This window comes from Ferrimonas sp. SCSIO 43195, assembly GCF_023716685.1.
Classification (GTDB): Bacteria; Pseudomonadota; Gammaproteobacteria; order Enterobacterales; family Shewanellaceae; genus Ferrimonas; species Ferrimonas kyonanensis.
Map to the genome: position 1 here is coordinate 4758347 of NZ_CP072679.1, position 22778 is coordinate 4781124.

General features: G+C 56.8%; 24 protein-coding genes. 10 read left to right on the forward strand and 14 right to left on the reverse strand.

Translation table 11 applies throughout. The features are described from left to right. Positions 1–325: 325 nt before the first annotated feature. Positions 326–859: a gamma carbonic anhydrase family protein gene (locus J8Z22_RS21955; RefSeq protein ID WP_028113158.1), complete on the forward strand. Its 534-nt coding sequence runs from the start codon at positions 326–328 to the stop codon at positions 857–859. A 26-nt stretch (positions 860–885) separates the two neighbouring features. Here the strand turns inward: J8Z22_RS21955 and J8Z22_RS21960 are convergent, their stop codons facing one another. Continuing rightward, the gene (locus J8Z22_RS21960; RefSeq protein ID WP_028113159.1) at positions 886–1161 is read right to left on the reverse strand and encodes a DUF1488 domain-containing protein; all 276 of its coding nucleotides are present in this window, start codon (positions 1159–1161) and stop codon (positions 886–888) included. Further along, complete coding sequence (gene aroE, locus J8Z22_RS21965; protein ID WP_028113160.1) at positions 1158–1979, reverse strand: shikimate dehydrogenase; 822 nt, start codon at positions 1977–1979, stop codon at positions 1158–1160. The genes J8Z22_RS21960 and aroE overlap by 4 nt, the downstream gene beginning before the upstream one ends. Positions 1980–2007: 28 nt before the next feature. Here aroE and J8Z22_RS21970 point away from each other — a divergent pair, with 28 nt between their 5' ends. Further along, positions 2008–2442: a group II truncated hemoglobin gene (locus J8Z22_RS21970; RefSeq protein ID WP_028113161.1), complete on the forward strand. Its 435-nt coding sequence runs from the start codon at positions 2008–2010 to the stop codon at positions 2440–2442. Here the strand turns inward: J8Z22_RS21970 and hemF are convergent. From hemF to J8Z22_RS21990, 4 genes are read right to left on the reverse strand one after another with little or no spacing between them, the layout of a single operon-like run. Beyond that, a complete protein-coding gene (hemF, locus tag J8Z22_RS21975) occupies positions 2439–3356 on the reverse strand; it encodes an oxygen-dependent coproporphyrinogen oxidase (RefSeq protein ID WP_028113162.1) in 918 nt (305 codons plus the stop codon). The genes J8Z22_RS21970 and hemF overlap by 4 nt on opposite strands. Positions 3357–3374: 18 nt before the next feature. Next, on the reverse strand, positions 3375–3941 hold the full coding sequence (locus J8Z22_RS21980) for an L-threonylcarbamoyladenylate synthase (RefSeq protein ID WP_028113163.1): 567 nt from the start codon (positions 3939–3941) through the stop codon (positions 3375–3377). Between the two features lie 5 nt (positions 3942–3946). Then, a complete protein-coding gene (purE, locus tag J8Z22_RS21985; protein ID WP_028113164.1) occupies positions 3947–4453 on the reverse strand; it encodes a 5-(carboxyamino)imidazole ribonucleotide mutase in 507 nt (168 codons plus the stop codon). Positions 4454–4506: 53 nt separating this feature from the next. Beyond that, the gene (locus tag J8Z22_RS21990; RefSeq protein ID WP_084144433.1) at positions 4507–5067 is read right to left on the reverse strand and encodes a type I DNA topoisomerase; all 561 of its coding nucleotides are present in this window, start codon (positions 5065–5067) and stop codon (positions 4507–4509) included. Between the two features lie 146 nt (positions 5068–5213). Between J8Z22_RS21990 and J8Z22_RS21995 the strand changes: the two genes are divergently transcribed. Further along, positions 5214–6968 (forward strand): collagenase, encoded by a 1755-nt coding sequence (locus J8Z22_RS21995; RefSeq protein WP_252008211.1) that lies wholly within the window; start codon positions 5214–5216, stop codon positions 6966–6968. Between the two features lie 58 nt (positions 6969–7026). Here J8Z22_RS21995 and J8Z22_RS22000 read toward each other — a convergent pair whose 3' ends face one another. The 3 genes from J8Z22_RS22000 to J8Z22_RS22010 are packed head-to-tail and all read right to left on the reverse strand — an operon-like array spanning position 7027 to position 9547. Continuing rightward, the gene (locus tag J8Z22_RS22000; RefSeq protein WP_028113167.1) at positions 7027–7500 is read right to left on the reverse strand and encodes a DUF494 family protein; all 474 of its coding nucleotides are present in this window, start codon (positions 7498–7500) and stop codon (positions 7027–7029) included. A gap of 3 nt (positions 7501–7503) precedes the next feature. Beyond that, positions 7504–8580, reverse strand: coding sequence for a DNA-processing protein DprA (gene dprA, locus J8Z22_RS22005; protein WP_252008213.1), 1077 nt, complete (start codon positions 8578–8580; stop codon positions 7504–7506). Further along, on the reverse strand, positions 8561–9547 hold the full coding sequence (locus J8Z22_RS22010; protein ID WP_252008215.1) for a LysM peptidoglycan-binding domain-containing protein: 987 nt from the start codon (positions 9545–9547) through the stop codon (positions 8561–8563). The genes dprA and J8Z22_RS22010 overlap by 20 nt, the downstream gene beginning before the upstream one ends. 134 nt (positions 9548–9681) lie before the next feature. Between J8Z22_RS22010 and def the strand changes: the two genes are divergently transcribed. From def to J8Z22_RS22035, 5 genes are read left to right on the forward strand one after another with little or no spacing between them, the layout of a single operon-like run. Continuing rightward, positions 9682–10194, forward strand: coding sequence for a peptide deformylase (gene def, locus J8Z22_RS22015; RefSeq protein ID WP_028113170.1), 513 nt, complete (start codon positions 9682–9684; stop codon positions 10192–10194). Between the two features lie 9 nt (positions 10195–10203). Further along, positions 10204–11148 (forward strand): methionyl-tRNA formyltransferase, encoded by a 945-nt coding sequence (fmt, locus tag J8Z22_RS22020; protein ID WP_252008217.1) that lies wholly within the window; start codon positions 10204–10206, stop codon positions 11146–11148. Next, positions 11145–12449 carry a 16S rRNA (cytosine(967)-C(5))-methyltransferase RsmB gene (rsmB, locus tag J8Z22_RS22025; RefSeq protein WP_252008219.1) on the forward strand — a complete coding sequence of 435 codons (1305 nt, stop codon included), beginning with the start codon at positions 11145–11147 and terminating at the stop codon, positions 12447–12449. The genes fmt and rsmB overlap by 4 nt, the downstream gene beginning before the upstream one ends. Positions 12450–12455: 6 nt before the next feature. After that, positions 12456–13856, forward strand: coding sequence for a Trk system potassium transporter TrkA (gene trkA, locus J8Z22_RS22030; protein WP_028113173.1), 1401 nt, complete (start codon positions 12456–12458; stop codon positions 13854–13856). 14 nt (positions 13857–13870) lie between these two features. Beyond that, positions 13871–15313, forward strand: a complete 1443-nt coding sequence (locus J8Z22_RS22035; RefSeq protein WP_252008221.1) for a TrkH family potassium uptake protein — start codon at positions 13871–13873, stop codon at positions 15311–15313. 78 nt (positions 15314–15391) lie between these two features. Here J8Z22_RS22035 and hemG (J8Z22_RS22040) read toward each other — a convergent pair whose 3' ends face one another. Further along, complete coding sequence (gene hemG, locus J8Z22_RS22040) at positions 15392–15931, reverse strand: menaquinone-dependent protoporphyrinogen IX dehydrogenase (protein ID WP_028113175.1); 540 nt, start codon at positions 15929–15931, stop codon at positions 15392–15394. 182 nt (positions 15932–16113) lie between these two features. Between hemG (J8Z22_RS22040) and J8Z22_RS22045 the strand changes: the two genes are divergently transcribed. Further along, a complete protein-coding gene (locus J8Z22_RS22045; RefSeq protein ID WP_028113176.1) occupies positions 16114–16428 on the forward strand; it encodes a helix-turn-helix transcriptional regulator in 315 nt (104 codons plus the stop codon). Positions 16429–16463: 35 nt separating this feature from the next. On the opposite strand, the gene hemG (J8Z22_RS22050) is transcribed toward J8Z22_RS22045, so the two are convergent. Genes hemG (J8Z22_RS22050) through pepQ form a run of 4 tightly spaced genes read right to left on the reverse strand, consistent with a single transcriptional unit; the run spans position 16464 to position 20422 of the window. Continuing rightward, positions 16464–16988 carry a menaquinone-dependent protoporphyrinogen IX dehydrogenase gene (gene hemG, locus J8Z22_RS22050; protein ID WP_028113177.1) on the reverse strand — a complete coding sequence of 175 codons (525 nt, stop codon included), beginning with the start codon at positions 16986–16988 and terminating at the stop codon, positions 16464–16466. Positions 16989–16998: 10 nt separating this feature from the next. Further along, positions 16999–18456 (reverse strand): TrkH family potassium uptake protein, encoded by a 1458-nt coding sequence (locus J8Z22_RS22055; protein WP_028113178.1) that lies wholly within the window; start codon positions 18454–18456, stop codon positions 16999–17001. Between the two features lie 35 nt (positions 18457–18491). Continuing rightward, positions 18492–19103, reverse strand: a complete 612-nt coding sequence (locus tag J8Z22_RS22060) for a YigZ family protein (protein ID WP_028113179.1) — start codon at positions 19101–19103, stop codon at positions 18492–18494. Next, positions 19103–20422 carry a Xaa-Pro dipeptidase gene (pepQ, locus tag J8Z22_RS22065; RefSeq protein ID WP_252008223.1) on the reverse strand — a complete coding sequence of 440 codons (1320 nt, stop codon included), beginning with the start codon at positions 20420–20422 and terminating at the stop codon, positions 19103–19105. The genes J8Z22_RS22060 and pepQ overlap by 1 nt, the downstream gene beginning before the upstream one ends. Before the next feature lie 197 nt (positions 20423–20619). Between pepQ and fadB the strand changes: the two genes are divergently transcribed. Then, positions 20620–22773: a fatty acid oxidation complex subunit alpha FadB gene (gene fadB / locus J8Z22_RS22070; RefSeq protein WP_252008225.1), complete on the forward strand. Its 2154-nt coding sequence runs from the start codon at positions 20620–20622 to the stop codon at positions 22771–22773. The last annotated feature ends 5 nt before the right edge of the window (positions 22774–22778 follow it).

Below are 22778 nucleotides of genomic sequence, written 5' to 3' on the forward strand. Positions count from 1 at the left end.
ATCAATCCTGCGCGAGTGCCCACACAGATTGTCTGACTAATTGTTAAAGAACAGCCACGAATTTTCGTCCGTAGCGGGATGCGAATGATACGCTTCCCAGCGTTCAAGTCAAGTGATTTTTTCAAAACTAATTTGAGAAACTCGTTTCTGACTCGAACTCTTCGACCAAGCAAGCGTTTTACGCCGTTTGCCGTGTCGATGGAGGCGCATTATAGGGGGTTAATTTGCGCTGGCAAGGGCTAATATGGTGCTTTACATCTGTTTGTTCAGAAAACCGACTCGCACAGTGATAAAGTAATCAATTTGGGCATTTAGGGAGCTAGCCATGGCCATAAAACCGTTTTCAGGAATCACCCCCACCCTGGCCGATACCGCCTTTGTGGATCCCAGCGCCATTCTCTACGGCGACATCACCCTCTATGACGACGCCAGCATCTGGCCTCTAGTGGCCGCCCGGGGCGATGTTAACCAAATCACCATTGGCGCTCGCAGCAACGTTCAGGATGGCAGCGTTCTCCATGTTACCCGTCGCAGCGATGCCAACCCCGACGGCTACCCATTGATCATTGGGGAAGACGTCACTGTGGGACACAAAGCCATGCTGCACGGCTGCACCATTCGCAACCGGGTATTGGTGGGTATGGGCGCCATCGTCCTCGATGGCGCGGTCATAGAGGACGATGTGATTCTGGGGGCTGGCAGTTTGGTACCACCAGGGAAAACCCTGCAATCCGGCTACCTGTATGTCGGCAGTCCGGCCAAGCAGGCTCGCCCTCTTAATGACAAAGAACTGGCGTTTCTGGCCGTTTCCGCTGCCAACTATGTAAAACTAAAAAACGAATACCTGAGTCAGGCCTAGCGCAAAGGTCGAGATTTAAAACCTGCTCAGATGGCCGGGTGGTGCAACCAGATGCGCCCCTGGGCATCGAAGTTCTCCTCCTCGATCAAAGTCTCGGCCTCCTCTTCCAGATCAAACCTGAGCCGTTCAAACGCCTGAATCGCCTGTTCCTCATTACCGATTTCGGTATCACTCAAATGCGCCAGAGTTGGCAAAGCGATGAAACAGCCAACCCGCTGGCCTGCAACCATCGCCGTAAACTCTAACCACTGTTGCTGCCAGTCTACCGACAACTGGTCATTAAACAGGATTTGTTGATTCATGATGTTTGCCTCAATTGCTGCAACAACAACTCATGCACCGATGCCGGATCCGGCGCTTTCCCGGTCCAGAGTTCGAAACTGACCGCGGCCTGATTCACCAGCATTCCCAGACCGGCCAGCTGCCCTTCGGCTCCCGCTCGCTCGGCCCACTGCTGGAAAATGGTGGGTTTATCACCGTAAGCCATGTCGTAACACCAACTTGTCGGTTTCACGACCTTGGGATCGACCGGGGGCATGGCCGCAGCCAGCGATGCCGAGGTGCCATTGATGATCACATCAAACTGCCCCTCTATGTCAGCATAGCCGCCGCCCTCTATCTGGCCCAGGGAATGAAATGCCTTCGCCAGGGACTCAGCTTTGGACGCAGTGCGATTGGCGACCACAATCTTTCGAGGAGCCATCGCCAACAGTTCCGGCAAGACGCCTCTGACCGCACCACCAGCCCCCAGTACCAAAATATCCCGCCCCGCCAACTCAATGCCATGATGACGCAGATCCCGCACCAACCCCTCGCCATCGGTATTGTCCCCGCAGAGCGTGCCGTCCTGCCAATACAGGGTATTGACCGCCCCGGCCAGTCGGGCCCGTTCGCTCAACCGGTCACACAGCTCCGCCGCCTGCTGCTTGAACGGTAGGGTCACATTCGCCCCCCTCCCCCCTTGCTGATGAAATTGAGCCAGGGTCTGAGGAAATTGATCCAGGGGTGCTAGAATCGCTTCGTAGCTGAGCGTCTGCTGAGTCTGACGGGCAAACTCCCGATGGATCAGCGGCGACTTACTGTGATTGATGGGATGGCCGAATACGGCGTATCTGTCCATTGATGCTGTCATTGTAAAAGGAGGTTCGATGCTATCTGTTATACGCCGCAAACTGGGCGCCAAGCAAGGAAATGCTCAAGATTCTAATGCCTATGATGCTGTCGGTGGCGAAGCGGTGATCCGTGCGCTGTCGACCCGTTTCTATCAACTGATGGATGAGGATCCTAAGTACCAGGCGCTACGCCAGCAGCACCCTCAGGATTTAAGTGACAGCGCCGAGAAGTTGAGAATGTTTTTATCAGGCTGGCTAGGGGGGCCGCCGTTGTTTGAGCAGGCCTATGGCCACCCAAGATTACGAGCGAGGCATCTGAGCTTTAGGGTCGACCGCCAGCAACGTGATCAATGGCTGGATTGCATGCGGCGAGCCCTGAATGACACGGTGTCACACAAGCAGGGCCGCCAGGCCATACTGAAGGCCCTGATCTCTCTGGCCGACCACATGCGCAATGTGGAAGAGGATTAGCCGAGCTCCGCCAGCCAATCCCGGGGCCGCAGGTAATCACGGTACAACCGCGCTTCTTCAGTCCCATCCTCAGGTGCATATTGATACTGCCACCGTACCAACGGTGGCATCGACATCAGAATCGACTCCGTTCTGCCGCCGGATTGCAGCCCAAACAGGGTGCCTCGGTCATACACCAGATTAAACTCAACGTAACGGCCACGTCGATACAGCTGAAACTGACGCTGCGCCTCGGTATAAGGGGTGGCCTTGCGACGTTCGACAATGGGGACGTAAGCGGGAATGAAACCCTCGCCCACCGCTCGCATAAAGGCAAAGCTGTCCTCAAACCCGGGCTGATTCAGATCATCGAAAAACAATCCGCCCACACCACGGGTTTCATCGCGGTGTTTGAGGAAGAAATAGCTATCGCACCATGCTTTGTATCGCGGATACACGTCATCACCAAATGGTTGGCACAGCGTATTAGCCACCCGGTGCCAGTGCAGCACGTCGTCGTCGTAGCCGTAATAGGGAGTCAGATCGAAGCCGCCACCGAACCACCAGATGGGGTCTGCCCCCTCTTTCTGAGCGATAAAGAAGCGAACATTGGCATGGGAGGTGGGAATATGCGGGTTCTTGGGGTGAATCACCAACGACACCCCCATGGCCTGAAAATGGCAGCCCTCAAGCTCCGGTCGCTGGGCCGTCGCCGAGGCCGGCATCTTGTCGCCAAAGACGTGGGAGAAATTAACCCCGGCCTGCTCAAACACGGCTCCGTCTGTCAGCACCCGGCTGCGGCCTCCGCCGCCCTGAGCACGTTGCCACTGATCCTGCTGAAAATGAGCATCACCATCGGCGGTTTCCAGACTCTGACAAATGCTGTCTTGCAGTGACAGCAAAAACTGTTTTACCTGTTCAATCCGTTGATCCATGGATCCCTCTTTGGGGCATCAATTGCCGCGCAGTATGTCGCCACTGATGGCGTCTCGAATGGTAGAGGGCGACAATGCCGCTCCTGTTGTGCTGTCAACAACCCCGTCCAACAAGCCCGTTAAACACGATTGTACCTCCGACACACTGCGCCCTGGCGCCTGACCGCTTAGGTTCGCACTGGTAGAGATGAGAGGTTTTCCAGATAAGCGCGCCAGTTCGGCCGCTTCGGGATGGGCGGTCACTCGTACCGCAATGGAATCAAATTTGCCGGAAATCCAATTCGGAACTCCGGCTTTCGCTGGCACCACCCAGGTAAACGGGCCGGGCCAGCTATCAAACATTCGGCTCAGTTGCTCGGCAGACAGCGCCGACTCATCCACATAGGGGCGCAACTGATCAAAATCTGCGGCCAGCAGAATTAAGCCTTTCTCTACCGGCCGCTGTTTGATGGCCAGCAAACGCATTACCGCGTCTCGATTATCGGGATCGCACCCCAGGCCAAACACCGCTTCGGTGGCATACGCAATCACGCCGCCGTTACGCACCAATTCAGCCCCCTGGGCAAGGGTAACGCGTTCACTCATACTGCTTAGCGCCCCAGCTTTTCCTGCAGCGCCGCGTCTTTGGCCATCACCGCTTCGGCGTTCTTCTGACGATCTGCCTTCACGCGCTCAGCCATCTCATCACTGGCAACCGCCAGCATCTGAGCCGCCAGGTAACCGGCGTTCTTGGCACCAGCCTTACCGATGGCCACGGTGGCAACCGGCACGCCACCAGGCATCATCACGGTGGACAGCAGCGCATCGTGCCCCTGCAGCGGGCCCGCATCGATCGGCACGCCAATCACCGGACGAGTGGTGATACCGGCAACCGCGCCAGCCAGGTGCGCAGCCAGACCGGCGGCGCAGATGAAGACTTTACAGCCGCGCTCTTCGGCACCATGCACATAGGCGTGGGTCGCTGCCGGAGTTCGGTGAGCCGAAGTCACTTTCACTTCAAAGGGAATATCAAAGCTGGACAGTACGTCCAGGGTGGATTGCATGACGGGCAGATCGGAATCCGATCCCATCAGCACTGCGACAAAGGGTGTAGTCATCGGGTACTTCCTTTTTATACCGTTTTATTATGGGTAGGGTACTTCGCCGGCGATTATATCGCTTCCCCCCGATATTTACAGGCTCGTTGTGGACAAATTAACCTCAATTCTCCCCGAATCCGTTTTTCCACCAGAATTTTCCAGCCACAATCCGGGCAAGTTTGCGGGTGAGGAGGCTCGTTCACCACATACTTACATTTAGGGTAAGCGTTACATCCATAAAAGGTTTTTCCGGTGCGTCCAGAGCGCGCCACCAGTTGCCCTTTGCGGCACTCGGGGCAGGTAATGTCGGTCTGCGGCTCCTCTTCCCGCACAATAAAACTGCACTCAGGATAACCCGTACAGCCGATGTAGATGCCATAGCGACCCGACTTCAGCGCCAATGGCCGCTCGCACTCGGGACACAACTGATCCTCCATCACCTCGATAATGCCAACCTCCTGATGAGTCAGAGGACGGCTGTAGCTGCAGCCCGGATAACTCTGGCAGCCGAGAAATTGTCCACGCTTGCCATGGAGGATGTGCAACTCGGAGCCACACTGGGGACACACCTCGAACTCTCGCTCCAAAGCATGCTCATGGGCATTGAATAAACCGGTATCAATTCTACTCACGTCACACTTTTCCGCACAAAAAATGAACAATAATCGACAATAACTTCGTCGTTGATATAGTACCAGTGCCCAAGCCGGGGGGCACGGAGTTTGCGATTCGGTGAGCCACTCAGGATGTTGTATACCCCAATATACAGGAGCGACTGATGATGACACTCAGAACTTTCACTCTGAGCCTACTGACCCTGGCAGCCCTCAGTGGTTGTGCCACCCAGGCCCCCGCGCCGGATTTGGTGGATCTGTCGCTGGCGAACAGAGGCAATGCCGAGGTCATCAACGATCATCAGTTGGCCACGACCATCGCCACCTTTTCGCAACTGGTCGCTCAGCCGGAGCAGCATCACGATGCCCTGCTCAATCAGATGCAGTATCTGCGAGCCTACAGCTATTACGCCGACATCGACTTTATCGACCAGCCCCAATCCGACGCGTTTCACTCCGCCATGGAAACCCTGGGCCAGAATCTCGACCGCACTACTCCAGCCCTGATTGAGCAATGGAGCGTATTGCTGTATCGCTATTACGCTCAAAACGGTCTCGGTCGTGACCTGGGGTCGCTGCCACAAAGCCAGATAAGGCTTCTGGCAGAGTTTGAGCAAATCGACAACCCCTCGATGGTTCAAGACTACGCCTTGTGGGAGTTGATTCGCAGCGCCGGTTTGTTGCTGGACTCAGTTCGGCGGGAGTCCCCAGAGTGCCCATTAAAGCAGGCTCTGCTGGCAACCGGCCTGGATCAGGCACTGTTGCAGTTTGCCGCCAGCGATGGCGCCCGCCGCCCTTCTGGGGACTGGCCATTGAAAAATGCCTACTGGGCACTGGCCCAGTGGCAACTGAATCAACCCCAAGCACAATGGCCACAGCTGGAGCAAAGCGTTACCCAGATCGCCGAGTCTGACGTCAGCCAACGCGGCGATGCCGGTAAAGATGCCTTTACTTTGGGGTTTCTGGTCAACGCGTTCTACGGCATGGAAGGCTGTACCGGCCAGTTTGCCAACCTGTGCCGCCTGCCGGACGAGTCTGAGATTCTCCCCATCGAGCATCGATGCTCCGATAGCCTGTTCATCCGCACTCAGGACCTGACGCCGCGAGAATTGGCCCAAACCTGCAACAGACTCACCTCACAGGAGTCCGAGTTTCATGAGCTGCTGGCCACCATGCGCGAGCCGGTACCCGGCGATCAGAACCAGGCCCTCAAGGTGGTGGTATTTAAAAACTGGAGTCAATACAACGCTTACGGTCAGTTGTTGTACGACATCGCTACCGACAACGGCGGTATGTACATCGAAGGCAACTCTCAGATGCCTGGCAACCAAGCCACCTTCTACGCCTATCGGGCCTGGTGGCTGACGTCAGAATTTCAAGTCTGGAACCTCAACCACGAGTACGTTCACTACCTGGACGGGCGCTACGTTAAGTATGGCGATTTTGGCCACTTTGCCAGCAAGCAGGTCTGGTGGGCCGAAGGCATGGCCGAATACGTTTCCAAAGGCCATGATAACGATCAGGCACTGACGCTGGCCCGGGATTATGGCAGCGACAGCTGGCCCAGCCTGGAAGCGATCTTCAACACCGAGTACCACGACGGCCTGGACATGACCTACCGCTGGAGCTACCTGGTTGTGCGTTACCTGTGCGAATACGACCGAGACGGGCTGCAGCAACTGGGCCAGGCACTCAAAAGCGATGACTTTGAGGGATATCAACAGGGATTAACCACCTTGGCAGCCAAGCACCAAGCGGCTTACAACCACTGGTTGCAAGGCCTGGTCGATGCATTGCCCCAGGAGACCCTCCCCGTGGAAACGATGGGGCCGACGCCCCGCAAGCAGAATCGTTACGCCTATCGCGACTACCTTAAACCCGCGCACCTGGCGCTGGACGACAGCCACCTGCACATCTGACAGGCATGAAAAAGGGCAGCTCTGGCTGCCCTTTTCGAGTCACGCACATCCAGCGCGGTCAGTGAATCAGACCCTCGGGTTGTTCAAACACCAGGTCTTCCATCTGCCGGTAGGCATCATCGTTGCCCGGGGCGTTGAACAACACCATCAACACCACCCACTTCAAGTCATCCAGGCTCAGAGGCTCCCCTTCGAGCTCCATCACCCGGTCGATGACCATCTCTCGAGTCTCACCGCTGAGCACCTGCACCTGCTCAAGGAACAACAGGAACCCGCGACAACCGGTGTCCAACTGCCTCTGCTCGGCGTCGGTATACACTCGCACACTGCGCATCGGAGTGGTGTACAGATAGGGCTTGTCATCACCGTCCTGCAGATCCGCCAGCTTCTCTATCCACACCAGCGCTTTGCCAATCTCCTCGGTTCTGAAGCCCGCCCTGCTTAGCTCCTCTGTTAGCTCTTCACGATCCAATAACAGCTCAACATCGCTTTGGACATAGGTCTCAAATAGGTACATCAGTATGTCAAACATGCGTTACCCTCCCCTAAGCCGGATGTAACCGCCGGACACTTGTGCTATCCGACCCTCTAACTCCAGCATTAACAGCTGTTCAAGCACAACATCTACTGGTAAATCGCTCCGAGCAACCACTACATCTACTGGAGTGGCCTCATAACCCACACTATCCAACAACTTCGGCAAAGGCAACTCGGAACCTGCCTTCACCACGGGCTCGATCGCTGGTGCAACCCCCATGGGCAGCAACTCTTCATAGATATCGACCGGGTCATCCACCAGTTTGGCACCCTGTTTAATCAAATAATGCCCGCCTTCACAGCCGGGATTGTCCACCGACCCGGGTACTGCAAACACCTCCCGTCCCTGCTCGGCGGCGAGCCTGGCGGTGATCAGCGACCCAGACTTTATGCCCGCCTCCATCACCACGGTGCCGTAGCTCAAGCCGCTGACGATGCGGTTGCGCTGGGGGAAAAACTCCCGCCTGGGGCGCTGCCAAGGTAAAAATGACGACACCATGGCTCCTCGCTCACGAATCTGCTCAGCCAATGCAGTATGAATACGGGGATAGCAGTGATTCAGACCAGATCCCACCACTGCCACCGTGAACCCGCTGCGCAATGCGCCCCGATGTGCCTGCGCATCCACACCTTCCGCCAATCCGCTGACGATCACCCACCCGAGGGAAGCCAACTGCTCCGCCCATTGCAGCGTGCGCTCCTTGGCCGCCACCGTCGCCCGACGACTGCCCACCATCGCCAGTGCCGGCCCCTGCAGTGCCGCCAGCTGCCCCTGAACAAACAGCATTAACGGCGGATCGGCAATCTGCTTCAGAGCCTGAGGGTAGTCCGGGTGATCCAACGGCAAAATGTGCTGCCCGGGTTGCTCTGCCCACGCCAGTAAGGCATCGATTCTGGCCATATTCGGATACCCAAGCTGCTGAGCCGTGGCAGGGCTTACTCCCGGCAGATCCCCCGCCAATGCCCACTGGCGCAATACCGAGGGCGATGCCAACTGCAGCAACGACAGGGTTTTCATCAACCCCAACCGCGGTGCCATCATCAATGCCGCCCAATCAGTCAGAGTATTGGGCATAACCAGACTCCGGCGATGGCGGTAACAACCAGTCAGTCAGCCTCAGAGGATGCCGAGCCGAGGTCACCACCGCCAGGCACACCCGCTGAAAACACTCAGCCAACACCACCCTACCCCGGTAGACCATGACAGTTCGCTGATCCGGCAATGGGCGGCGATGATAGGCAAACAGCACTTGACCAGGCCGGGCCCCGTCTTGAGTCCCTTTGTTGAGGTAGAGCAACTCCCCAGGCCCCATCTCCCGCATCTGTTGAGGACTGGCGATAATTTGTGCCTCTAATGTCGCCGGCGCCGCACCGAGATGAAAGAACAGCGGCGCCTCTAACTGAGGGGCCAGCGCATACAGCGGTGCCTGGGAAGCGGCTTCGAGGCGACTGTGAGTCAGCATCAGTCCTTGACCATCGGCCTGAGCCACGCCGGAGGCCGCCAGCACCAGTTCGGTGCCCAGCATCTGCCCAGACTCAGGGTCTCGCAGAGACTGGCGCTGCCGATACACCCCATAACTCTGCCCCGCCACCAGCGGCTCTGAACTGTACAGCGTGTCACCCTCGACATAGCGCAACCCGTCGCGACTGGCCCCCACCACCCGACTGCCAGGCTCCAGCAATGGCGGGTCCACGACGGTGACCCGTTGAAGAAATGGCCGTAGCCGGGAGAACGGCAGCAGTTTAATGGGTTGAGACGGCGACACACCGGCTCTGCTTACCCTCAACCTGGGTTGGCCATTTACCAGCGTCATGGTCAATCGATCACCGGGGTAAATCAGGTGCGGGTTGGCAATGGCCGGATTGATTTGCCATAACTGTGGCCACCTCCAGGGATCATCCAGATAGAGGCCGGCAATGTCCCACAGGGTATCTCCCTGCTTAACGGTATAGGTGTGCGGGAAATCGGATCGTAAAAAAAGAGCCTGAGAACACGCTATGGGTGAGAACAACAACAGCAACATCAGCAGCAATTGGGGCATCGAACATCCTTGTCGATCATTAACCACTCGGTCTGTGCCTGTTAAAGGCGTCGCCAAACAGTTAAAATTAGGCCAATGACAACCTAAATATAGACAGGTTGAGTGTTTTTACGATTTTGAAGATGAGATAAACCATGGCCATTATGGAAGTCTTGCGTTTCCCAGACGAGCGCCTGCGTACCGTTGCCAAGCCGGTAACCGAATTTGATGACAGCCTGCAGCAATTGATCGATGACATGCTGGACACCATGTACGAAGAGAAAGGCATTGGTCTGGCCGCCACCCAGGTGGACCGCCACGTTCAGGTGATCGTGATGGATCACTCCGAGGACAAATCCAAGCCGATGGTCTTCATCAACCCCAGCCTGTCCAACCAACAAGGCAGCTTCAGCAATGAAGAAGGCTGCCTGTCGGTACCCGGCATCTATGCCAAAGTGGATCGTCATGAGACCGTGACCATCACCGCTCAGGATCGCAATGGCGACACCTTTACCCAGGACGCCGATGAGCTGTTGTCCATCTGCATTCAGCATGAGATGGACCATCTGGCCGGTAAGCTGTTTGTCGATTACCTGTCGCCGTTGAAGCGCCAGCGCATTCGCCAGAAGCTGGAAAAACAGGCACGCCTCGACGCCAAACACGCCTAGGAGAAGGCCTTGACCCCATTAAAAATTGTTTTTGCCGGTACTCCGGATTTTGCCGCTCGCCATCTGCAGGCCCTGATTGACAGTCACCATCAACTGGTGGCCGTCTATTCTCAGCCGGATCGCCCGGCAGGCCGCGGCAAAAAGCTCACCGCCAGCCCGGTAAAAACCCTGGCCCAGAGTCATGACATTCCGGTTTTGCAGCCGAAATCTCTGCGCCAACCAGAGGCACAACAGCAACTGGCTGAGCTGGATTTCGACATCATGGTGGTGGTCGCCTACGGCCTGATCCTGCCTAAAGTGGTGCTGGACACCCCAAGGCTGGGCTGCATCAATGTCCACGGCAGCCTGCTGCCGCGCTGGCGGGGGGCGGCTCCGATTCAGCGCGCCATCTGGGCCGGCGACCAACGCACGGGTGTCACCATCATGCAGATGGATGAAGGCCTGGACACCGGCGCCATGCTGCACAAGGTAGAGCTGGCCATCGACGCCGATGACACGTCTGCCCGTCTGTATGACAAACTGGCCGAACTGGGCCCTCAGGGGCTACTGCAGGCACTGGAGAACATTGCCACCGGCAACGCCAGCGCCGAAGTTCAGGACGACACCCAGGCCAACTACGCCGACAAGCTGTCCAAAGAGGAAGCTCGCATCGACTGGAGCCAACCTGCTGAGTTTATTGAGCGCTGCGTTCGCGCCTTTAACCCTTGGCCAATCAGCCACTTTGAAGCCGCCGGACACAGTATTAAGCTTTGGCAATCCTCGGTGAGTCGTTACGAAGGCGACGCCGCTCCCGGCACCGTACTGCAAGCCGACAAGCAGGGACTGATTATCGCCTGTGGCGACCAGGCGCTGAAACTGGACACCATTCAAATCCCGGGTAAGAAGGCGATGTCTGCCACCGAGGTGTTGAACGCCCGCAAAGAGTGGTTCGATACAGGGTCACAACTGCAATGAGTAAACGCAATGTCCGCGCCCAGGCCGCCTGGGTCATCGAGCAGGTCATCGATAAGGGCCAATCGCTGGCTACCTGCCTGCCTCAAGCCCAGAGCCAACTAAGCAATCCCAAGGACAAAGGTCTGCTGGCGGAGATCTGCTATGGCGTCATGCGCCAACTGCCGGTACTCGACAGCCAGGTGCTCGACTGCCTAGAAAAACCCCTGAAGGGCAAGAAGCGCATCATTCACTGCCTGCTGCTGGCCGGCTTGTACCAGCTCAAGCACATGCGGGTTAAGCAACATGCGGCCGTGACCGAAACCGTCGAGGCCACCCGCCAACTAAAAGCCTCAGGCATGTCCGGCCTGGTGAACGGCATCATGCGCCGCTGCTGTCGCGAGCTGGACAGCCTGCTGGCGGCGCAGTTTGACGACGATGCCCGCACACACCTGCACTCCCGTTGGTTCATCGAACGGGTTAAGGCCGCCTACCCGGATCAATGGCAACAGATTCTGCACGCCAACAACCAGCATCCGCCACTCTGGTTGCGCAATAGCGTCCGCCACCAAAGCCGGGAGACCTACCTGGCTCAACTGGCGGAGCAAGGCATCGACGCCGTTGCCGGTGACAGTGACAATGCCCTGCGTCTGCTCAAGGCCACCGACGTCACCAAGCTTCCCGGCTTTGCCGAAGGGGGCCTGTCGGTACAGGATCAATCGGCTCAGTGGGCAGCGTACCTGTTGGATCCGCAGCCCGGAGAACGCATTCTGGATGCCTGCGCGGCCCCGGGAGGAAAAACCTGCCACCTGCAGGAGCAGCAGCCCGAGCTGCAGCACCTGGTGGCATTGGACATCGACGACCGTCGCCTGGCCCGAGTCCAGCAAAACCTGGATCGCCTCGGCCAGCAGGCGCAACTGGTGGCTGGCGATGCCGCCGATCCACAAGCCTGGTGGGACGGCATCCCCTTTGATCGCATACTGCTGGATGCACCCTGCTCCGCCACCGGTGTGATTCGCCGTAATCCGGACAGCAAGTGGCTGCGCCGCAATGACGACATCGACGCTCTGGCGCAGCTGCAACAGCGCATTCTGCATGCCAACTGGCGAATGCTGAAACCTGGGGGCACTCTGGTGTACGCCACCTGCTCGATACTTCCCGAAGAAAATGTGAACCAGATCAAGACATTTCTTCAACAGGTACCGGATGCTATGCTGCTTAGCATCAATCCGGACGACTCACAGGAAAAACCGGGCTGGCAGTTACTGCCTCAAGTGGAAGGCGGCGACGGCTTTTACTACGCCAGGTTGAAGAAAAAACAATAAGTTGCGATGAAAATCATCATTCTTGGAGCCGGCCAGGTCGGCGGCACGCTGGCGGAAAACCTGGTCGGCGAAAATAACGACATCACCATTGTCGACAATCATCAGGACACTCTGCGCAGCCTGCAGGACAAGTATGACCTGCGGGTTGTCCATGGCCACGCGGCCCATCCAGGGGTGTTGCAGGAGGCCGGGGCCGAAGATGCCGATATGCTGATTGCGGTCACCAACTCCGATGAAACCAACATGGTGGCCTGCCATCTGGCGTACACTCTGTATGGCACCCCCACCAAAATTGCCCGTATTCGTTCCGAGCAGTTTATGGCCCGTCAGGACGTGCTGTTCCAAAGTGGTGGTCACAATAACGACTGCCGCGGTCGGTTCTTCATCGATGAGTTGATCGCCCCTGAGCAACTGGTTACCCACTATATTCGACGCCTGATCGAGTACCCCGGCGCCCTCAAGGTGGTGGAATTTGCCGAAGGTCGAGTCAGCCTGGTGGCAGTGAAAGCCTATTACGGTGGACCTCTGGTCGGCAACGCCCTGTCGGCATTGCGGGAACACATGCCCAATATCGATACTCGGGTCGCCGCCATCTTCCGCCAGGGGCGGCCGATACTGCCCCGGGGCACCACGGTGATCGAGGCGGACGACGAGGTATTCTTCGTCGCTGACTCCAAGCACATTCGAGCGGTGATGAGTGAGATGCAGGAGTTGGAGTCCAGCTACCGCCATATCATGATCGCCGGCGGCGGCAACATCGGTTTTGGTCTGGCCAAAGCGCTGGAACCCTACCACGACGTTAAGCTTATCGAGCGCAATCCTCAGCGGGCGGCAGCCCTGTCCGAGTGGCTGGACTCCACCACGGTGTTCCACGGCGACGCTTCGGATCAGGAGCTGCTCAATGAAGAGCAGATCAACCAGACCGACGTGTTTATCGCGGTCACCAACGACGACGAAGCCAACATCATGTCGGCACTGCTGGCCAAGCGCTTGGGTGCCAAGAAGGTGATGGTGCTGATTCAGCGCGAGGCGTACGTCGACCTGGTCAAAGACGCCAACATCGACATCGCCATCTCACCTCAGCAGGCCACCATCTCGTCATTGCTGACCCACGTCCGCCAGGGCGACATCACCAACGTGTACTCGCTGCGGGACGGCGCCACCGAAGCCATTGAGGCGGTCGCTCATGGCGATGAAGCCACCTCTAAGGTGGTGGGCAAACAGATTCAGGACATTCGCCTGCCCCCGGGGACCACCATTGGCGCCGTGGTGCGCAAAGATCAGGTATTGATTGCCCACGACCGTACCGTTATTGAAGCCGACGACCACGTGATCATGTTCCTGGTGGACAAGAAGTACATCACCGAGGTCGAAAAGCTGTTTCAGCCCAGTGCGCTGTTCATCTAGCCCCAGTTACCATCATGATTAATATCAGGCCACTCTCTTTCCTGCTGGGGCTATTTCTGGCGGTGGTCGCCGGATTGATGCTGATTCCGGCAGGCGTCTCCCTGTACCACGCCGAAGGACTGGCCGGAGAATTTTTCAAGTCATCAATGATCACCTTTATCGCCGCCATGATGGCGGCGAGCACCGGCTTTCGCAGCCAACTGACCCTGAGCACCCGGGATCTGTATCTGTTTACCACCCTGACCTGGGTGGTGGTGTCCCTGTTTGCGGCACTGCCGTTTACCTTCTATCACCACATCAGCTATACCGATGCCTTCTTTGAAACCATGTCCGGCATCACCACCACGGGTTCAACGGTACTGTCTGGGCTGGATGACACCGCCTGGTCGATCTTGATCTGGCGGTCGCTGCTGCAGTGGCTTGGCGGCATCGGCTTCATCGTCATGGGAGTTGCGATCTTTCCGATGCTCAACGTCGGTGGCATGCGCCTGTTCAGAACCGAATCCTCAGACTGGTCCGATAAATGGATGCCGCGCACCCAGCTTATCGGCCGCGGTCTGGTTAAGGTCTACCTGCTACTAACAGCCCTGTGTTGCCTGGGTTATTTGGCTGCGGGCATGACGCCGTTTGAAGCCATCAATCACGCCATGACCACCCTGTCCACCGGCGGCTACTCCACCACCGACAGCTCAATGACTCACTTCAGTACCCTGGCCCACTGGAATGGCAGCCTGTTTATGTTTCTCGGCGGCCTGCCGATGCTGATTTTTGTGCAGATGGTGCACATGCGCTCGGTGAAGGTCTGGAATGACCAGCAAGTAAAAGGCTACCTGGCCTTTGTCATCTGTGCCTCGCTGCTGCTGGGCTGGTGGCTGAGCCACCAACAGCAGATGGAGTTCTTTCCGGCACTGACCCTGGCCACCTTCAACCTGATCTCGGTGGTAACCACCACCGGCTTTGCCTCCACCGATTACAGCGCCTGGGGTCCCGCCGCCAGCATCATCTTCTTTTTCCTGATGTTCGTAGGAGCCTGTTCCGGATCGACGTCTGGTGCCATTAAAATATTCCGCTTTCAACTCGCCGGCGCCGTGCTGCACAAGGCACTGCGGCAACAGATTCACCCATCGGCCCTGTTTCCGCAACGCTACAACCGCCGCACTATCAGCGAGGACATCGTCCGCTCTCTGGTGAGTTTCAGCATGCTGTTTATCGCCACCATCGTAGTGCTGGCACTGTTTTTGGTCTTGGTGGGCGTGGATCCGGTCTCCAGTCTCACCGGCGCGGTAACCGCAGTTACCAATGTGGGGCCGGGACTGGGCGAAGTGATCGGCCCGGCGGGGAACTTTGCCAGCCTGCCGGACGCGGCCAAGTGGGCACTCAGCCTGGGTATGTTACTGGGCCGACTGGAGATCATTACCGTGGCGGTGCTGCTCCTGCCGACCTTCTGGCGCTACTAGGATCAACTAGCCTCGGGTGACTATTGGGCGTCGCTATTCACCGGCGCCGCATCACCCGAGGTCAATTCTCCAACACGCTTACTGCGCCAGGGTGATCAGGTGACGGCCATAGGCCTTCACATCTTCCCAGTCGGTGTAATCGATAACCGCGTTCTTATCCGTTGGGCCGTTGGTCATCTTCATGATCATCTGGATCGCCAGCGTATCCAGCCAGCCCCAGGCCGGGTAATTGACCTTACCGGCAATCACCTTCATGTCTTTGGGCTTCCACGGAGACAGCTCCAGGAACTTCTGCATATAGCGATTGCCTTCGACCGTGGCTTTCTCCGGTGTGCGCGCCACCACCGACAGGTTAAAGAAACTGTTGGGCTTGGCCTCAATCTGCATGGCGTGGTCATCAATGAACTTAAAGAAGCCTTTGTCATAGGTGCCGTACAACACCGGTGCTCCCAAGGCAATGGCGTCGTAGCGGTCCCAATCAACCGATTCATGAACCGCTTCGTTGATGTCCATCATGTCGCACTCGTGGCCTTCGGCCCGCACGGATTCCATGATCACCCGCGCCACTCGGGCGGTATGGCCCCCTCGACTCATATACAGAACAAGTAAGCGTTTCACAAAACCTCCAGAAATTTCAGTATCGCATCATAATATGGGGCAATTCATGCCGTTAGGTATGGCAAAAGATCACATTTTTACTAGCAAAATAGTCAGATTACTTCAGAATCGAGATCTCGCACCGCTTAACAAAACGACGCAATGGGCTTAATATTAGTTATTGCTAAACTCTGAGGAACACTATGGCACTCACAATCGACTTGGAAACCATGACAGGGAATGCTCAACAAGCGTCGAAATTGCTAAAGACCATCGCCAACCCACATCGGTTGATGCTGTTGTGCCTGATTGGCAAGCAGGAGTTAACCGTGGGCGAACTGAATGAACAGGTTCCACTGAGCCAGTCGGCACTGTCTCAGCATCTGGCGGTACTGCGCAACGAAGGCCTGGTCACGACCCGCAAAGAGGCGCAACAGGTTTGGTATCAACTGGACAGCCCGGAAGTCGAAGCCGTCATTAACCTGCTGTACGATCTGTACTGCGGCAAAGGTCAGTAACCCCATCCAACCGGGCAGGAAGCCCTAGTGACTCTCTATTCGCTGCTCAATCGATCGGCGAAGGCTTCAACACGCCCCCAGTCCGTGTATTCCATCACCGTATCCGCTGCCGTCGGCCCCTTGGTCATCCACATAATAAAACGGATGATATTCCGGTCCCAGAAGGTTAACGACGGGTAGTTTATGGCGCCGGCAAACACATCCAGCAACTGAGGCTTCCAGCTAACCTGCTTAAGGAATTTGGCCACGTACATATTGGTATCGGCGGTGTTCTTAAGCGGCTTCCTGGCGACCAGGTTCACCGAAAAAAACGCGCTGCGCTTGCGATTCAGCAAGCCCTGATGTTGCTCCACAAACTCGATCACCGCCGGCCGGTACTTGCCATAACGGATACTGGCACCAATGACCACGGTATCGAAACTGTTCAGATCCAGGTTCGGAGTCTCGATGTCGGCCACCTGAACCTGATTTTCCGTTGCCTGCAGTCTGGCCTGCAATCGCTGGGCGATTTTCCGGGTTTGCCCATCTACGGTGGAGTACAGTACCACTATCCGTCTCACAGTCTTGTCCTCAACTCTTCCAGAACGCCGGTGTAAACAGCACCAACAGGGTAAAAATCTCGAGGCGGCCAAACAGCATCGCCAATATCAGGATCCACTTGGAAACATCACCGATGTCACCATAATGGGACGCGACCTGGCCCAACCCGGGCCCCAGGTTATTCAAGCACGCCGCGGTGGCACTGAAGGCCGAGATGTCATCCATGCCGGTGGCCAGCAGCGCCACCAGACACAAGGCAAACACCAGGGCGTAGGCGGCAAAGAATCCCCACACCGCATCGATGACCCGATCCGGCACCGCCTTGTTATTGAGGCGAATGGAGAACATGGCTCGAGGGTGAACCAACCGCTTCAACTCTCGCCCCCCCTGCAGCAACAGCAACACAAAACGCACCACCTTCATGCCGCCCCCGGTGGAACCGGCACAGCCACCGACAAAACTGGACAGGATCAGCAGCACCGGCAAGAACAACGGCCACTCGGAAAAACTGTGGGTACCAAAGCCGGCGGTGGTAGAGATCGACACCGCCTGAAACAGGGCGTAATCCAGTGTCGACTCCGGCGAGTCATAGATGCCACTGTCCAGCAACACCAGGAAACACAGCAGGGTCAGTGACAACTGAAACAGCAGAAACACTCGAACTTCGGCATCGCGCCAGTAGTTACGAAGATTCAGTCCCCGACGGCTAAAGGCGCCAAAATGCAGACTGAAGTTGACGCCGGCAATCAACAAGAACACCACACAGATGGTGTTGATCAACTGGCTGTTGAACGCCCCCATGGACTCGTCGTAACTGGAAAAGCCACCAATGGAGACGGTGGAAAAAGCATGGCCAATGGCATCAAAGGTACTCATGCCCGCCAGCCAGTAGGCACTGGCACAAGCAATAGTCAGCGCCAGATAGATGTACCACAGCGCCTTGGCCGTTTCAGCAATCCGCGGCGTCATCTTGTTGTCTTTCACCGGCCCGGGAGTCTCGCAGCGATACAACTGCATGCCGCCGATGCCCAGCATCGGCAGGACGGCCACGGCCAGAACAATGATCCCCATTCCCCCTAGCCATTGCAGCAGGTGTCGATAAAACAACACCGCTTTGGGCAGGTGATCCAGACCAGTGATCACCGTCGCACCTGTGGTGGTCAAGGCAGAGAACGACTCGAAGAAGGCATCGCTGGTCGACAGCGCCGGTTCGGAAGAGAGCAGGAAAGGAATGGCACCAATGGATCCCAGAACCGTCCAGAATAACACCACGATCAGAAACCCTTCCCGGGCTTTTAATTCCTCTTTGGTGTGGCGGTTGGGGTACCAAGCCAGCAAGCCGATGATCAAACTGATCACCAGCGCCTGCATAAAGGTCGACCCTTCACCGTCCTTGTAGATCACGGCAATCAATGCCGGAGGCACCATGGTGAGGCTAAACAGCATCACCAGCAAGCCGATAATGCGAACAATCGAACGATATTGCATCAGAGTTTTTGATTTCTATTGTTGGCGTACTGCATTTAATCCCACTCTACCTGCAACCGTCCCTGACTGCTTTGAGCCAATTGCAGAGTGAAGTTGTGTTTATGTTCCAACGGCAAAGCCAGCCTATAACTTACTTGTTGTTCAAAGGACTGGGAAACTATTTTGCCATCAAACTGCGACAACCAGTGCTCCAGGTTCGGCTGATCGGCGTAACTGACCTGAATCGCCCCCTCAATCAAAGGCACAAAGGGTTCGGTAGGCAGGGTTTCCAGCGCCAGCTTTACGCCACCGGAGTAAGCGCGTACTAACCCGCCAACCCCAAGTTTAGTGCCGCCAAAATAGCGAATCACCACCACTGCCAACTGACCAACGTCCGCCCCCAACACCACGTTGAGCATCGGACGGCCCGCCGATCCTGCCGGCTCGCCATCGTCACTGGCACCAATGTCCCGAGTATCACCGGGTGGACCGGCGTTAAACGCCAGGCAGTGATGACTGGCTTCCGGGTGTAGCTGGCGAGCCCGTTGCTGCAACGCCCGCGCCTGCTTGCCCTCAGTCACCGGGGCCACCCAGGTGATAAAGCGGCTGCGTTTAACCACTTCTTCGACTTCGTAGTGGCCACTGGGTACGAGAAAACTGCCAGACATCAGGCCAGACCAAGATCCCGGGTCAGATTTTCGATTCTGTCCGCATGAATTACAACGTCATCCTCGATGCGCACACCACCGTAAGGCCGCAAGGCATCAATGCCCGCCCGGTTCAGCATCGAGCTTGCTTCGTCCTTCAGGCCATTCAGCAGGGTGTCAATGATGTACAAACCCGGTTCGATGGTCACCACCATTCCCGGCTCAATCACCCGGGTGCAACGCAGTGCCGGGTGCGCTTCAGGCGCGGCCAGATGAGTACCCTGCGGGTCCTGCATAAAACCGCCGACATCGTGAACCTGAAGACCGATTTGATGACCCAGGCCATGGGGGAAGAACGCCGCCGTCACTCCGTTGGCAATTAATGCCTCGTCGGATCCGGCCGCCAAATCAAACTGACGCAGCATCTGAGCCACCCGTTGATGCATCGCCAAGTGCAGATCGGTGTAACGCATTCCCGGAGTCATGGTGGCGATCAAGGCTTGCTGATGGGCGTCCATGGCTGCCACCAACTCGGCAAACTTCGACTGCGAGTCAAACGCATAGGTCCGAGTGATGTCCGAGGCATAACCGTGAAAGCTGGCTCCGGCATCAAGAAGGAAACTGCGCATTTTCTCGGGGGCGGTCTTCTGCAACTTGGTGTAGTGCAAAATGGCGCTGTTTTCATTGAGGGCCACAATGTTGCCATAAGGCACATCATTCTCACCGTGCTGGGTGGCACTGAGGTAGGCCAACTGGATGTCAAATTCACTCTTCTGACCAAAAAAGGCATCCCTTGCCGCTTCATGACCACAGACCGCCACTTCGCTGGCGATGCGCATGCACGCCAGTTCATAATCGGTCTTATAGGCACGGTGATAATGCAGGTAATCCATCACCGGCTTAGGGTTTATCTGCGTCAGTCCCCACTCTGAGGCCAATTCAGGGTGTTCACCAATGTAGGCAAAATTAGCCAATGAGGCTGGCAGCAGCACTCTTGCCTGCTCAGGCTTCTCAATGACCTGCAAATCGACAAACTCGGTCCAAAATTCAGTCGGCAACGGCGGCACTTTGTGCCAGAAGTCCACCGGACGATAAAACAGCAGCGTCGGTTTTTGACCGGGACGGATCAATAAAACGCAGTGTGGATTATCGGTGACCGGCAGCCAGTGTTTAAAGTGAGGATTCGGCTTAAACGGGTAGTCCATATCATCGAGGAAGATCCGCAGCGGTTGTCCCGAATGAATCACCATGCCATCCAGCCCCTGCTGGGCCAGTATGGTGTCACTGCGACGGGACAACTCTGCAATGTGAGCCTGATAAAGTGGCGCTAAACGTTCCATGACCATCTCTTCTTATTTACCGGTGTCGAATAGGGCGCCAGTGTAACACAGTCCCCTTGCCGACAATCCCTCGCTCATTCAGCCGATGTTAAACAGGTGTTTTAAATAGGTGTTGCAATTTATTGTGACGCAGGACACACTTTGAGTAATCGGTCACTAATTGGACGTGACCCCTCGCGGTAAAAAGGAAACCAAGCATGATTTTTCAAAGCAGCTCCATCGTGGTCAGCTGGCTGGAACCCGGTATCGCCAACCTGTGCTTTGACTCGGCCGGTTCAGTCAACAAGTTTGACCAATCCACTCTGAACGATTTCGACCAGGCGCTGACCGCCCTGGCCCAGGAAAACGACCTCAAAGGGGTCGTAGTCAGCAGTGGTAAAGATGCCTTCATCGTTGGCGCTGACATCACCGAATTTCTGGGCCTGTTCGCCGAGCCGGAACAAACCCTGAATAACTGGGTGGTGGAAGCCAACGCCATCTTCAATAAGCTGGAAGACCTGCCTGTTCCCACCATCGCCGCCGTACGGGGCTATGCCCTGGGTGGCGGCTGCGAAGCCATTCTTGCCTGTGACCTGCGTGTCGGCGACACCACTGCTCGCATCGGTCTGCCGGAAACCAAACTGGGAATCATTCCCGGCTTCGGTGGCACCGTGCGCCTGCCTCGGGTCATTGGCGCCGATAACGCCATGGAGTGGATCACTACCGGCCAGGAAAACCGGGCTGATGCCGCCCTAGCCGTAGGTGCCCTGGATGCGGTTGCTGCCGACGGCAAACTGATGGACGCGGCCACCAAGATGCTGAAGCAAGCCATCACCAAAGAGATCGATTGGCAAGCCCGTCGTCAACGCAAACTGAGCCCTTTGAACCTGTCCCAGATTGAAGCGGCCATGTCATTCAATACCGCCAAAGGCATGGTGGCAATGAAGGCCGGTCCCCATTACCCGGCTCCCCACGCCGCCGTCCGCCTGCTGGAAACCGCCGCAGGTTGTGGCCGCACCGAGGCCCTTAACGCCGAAGCCGCCGCATTCATCAAGCTGGCGAAAAGCGATGTGGCACAGGCTTTAGTCGGCATATTCCTCAATGACCAATTCGTTAAGGGCAAAGCGAAAAAGGCCGGTAAGCAAGCCCGTGAATTCAAGAATGCGGCGGTGATCGGCGCCGGAATCATGGGAGGCGGCATCGCCTACCAGTCGGCACGCAAGGGCATCCCTGCGGTCATGAAGGACATCGCCCAACCGGCACTGGATCTTGGCCTCAATGAAGCGGCCAAGCTGCTGGCAAAGCAGGTTGAGCGCGGGCGGATGAAACCCGCGGCCATGGCCAAGGTGCTGAACAACATCGTACCGTCTCTGGACTACACCGCCATCAAAGATGCCGATGTGGTGGTCGAGGCCGTGGTGGAAAATCCTAAGGTGAAGTCCATTGTCCTGGCTGAAGTCGAGCAGACCCTGCGTGACGATGCGGTCCTGACCTCTAACACCTCCACCATCTCCATCAACGCACTGGCAAAAAGCCTGAAACGCCCAGAAAACTTCTGCGGTATGCACTTCTTCAATCCAGTTCATCGAATGCCTCTGGTCGAGATCATTCGCGGCGAACACAGCAGTGAAGAAACCATCTCCACCGTGGTCGCCTACGCCGCCAAGATGGGAAAAACCCCCATCGTGGTCAACGACTGCCCCGGCTTCTTTGTTAACCGAGTGCTGTTCCCCTACTTCTTCGGTTTTAACCTGCTGCTACGTGATGGTGCCGACTTCCAGCAGGTCGACAAGGTAATGAGCAAGCAGTTTGGCTGGCCCATGGGCCCCGCCTACCTACTGGACGTGGTTGGCATCGATACCGCCCATCATGCGGTTGCCGTTATGGCTGAGGGCTTCCCGACCCGCATGAGCAAAACCTTCCGCGACGCCGTCGACATCCTGTTTGAAGCCGAGCGTTATGGTCAGAAGAACGGCAAAGGCTTCTATCAATATGCTCCGGACCGTAAGGGCAAGCCGAAGAAGAGCGTCGATGAATTTACCCTGGCGGCACTAAAACAGGCCTACGGAGACAGCAAGCCGTTCGAGGCCGACGAGATCATCGCACGTACCATGATTCCCATGATCAACGAAACCGTACGCTGCCTGGAAGAAGGCATCGTTGCCACTCCGGCGGAAGCGGACATGGCGTTGGTGTACGGCATCGGTTTCCCACCGTTCCAGGGCGGCGTATTCCGCTACCTGGACACCCTGGGACTGAAGCAGTACGTGGCCATGGCCGACCGCTTTGCACACCTGGGCGAGATGTACCAGGTTACCGACAAATTGCGTGAGATGGCCGCCAACGGCGACCGTTTCTATTCAGCGAAATAAGGAGA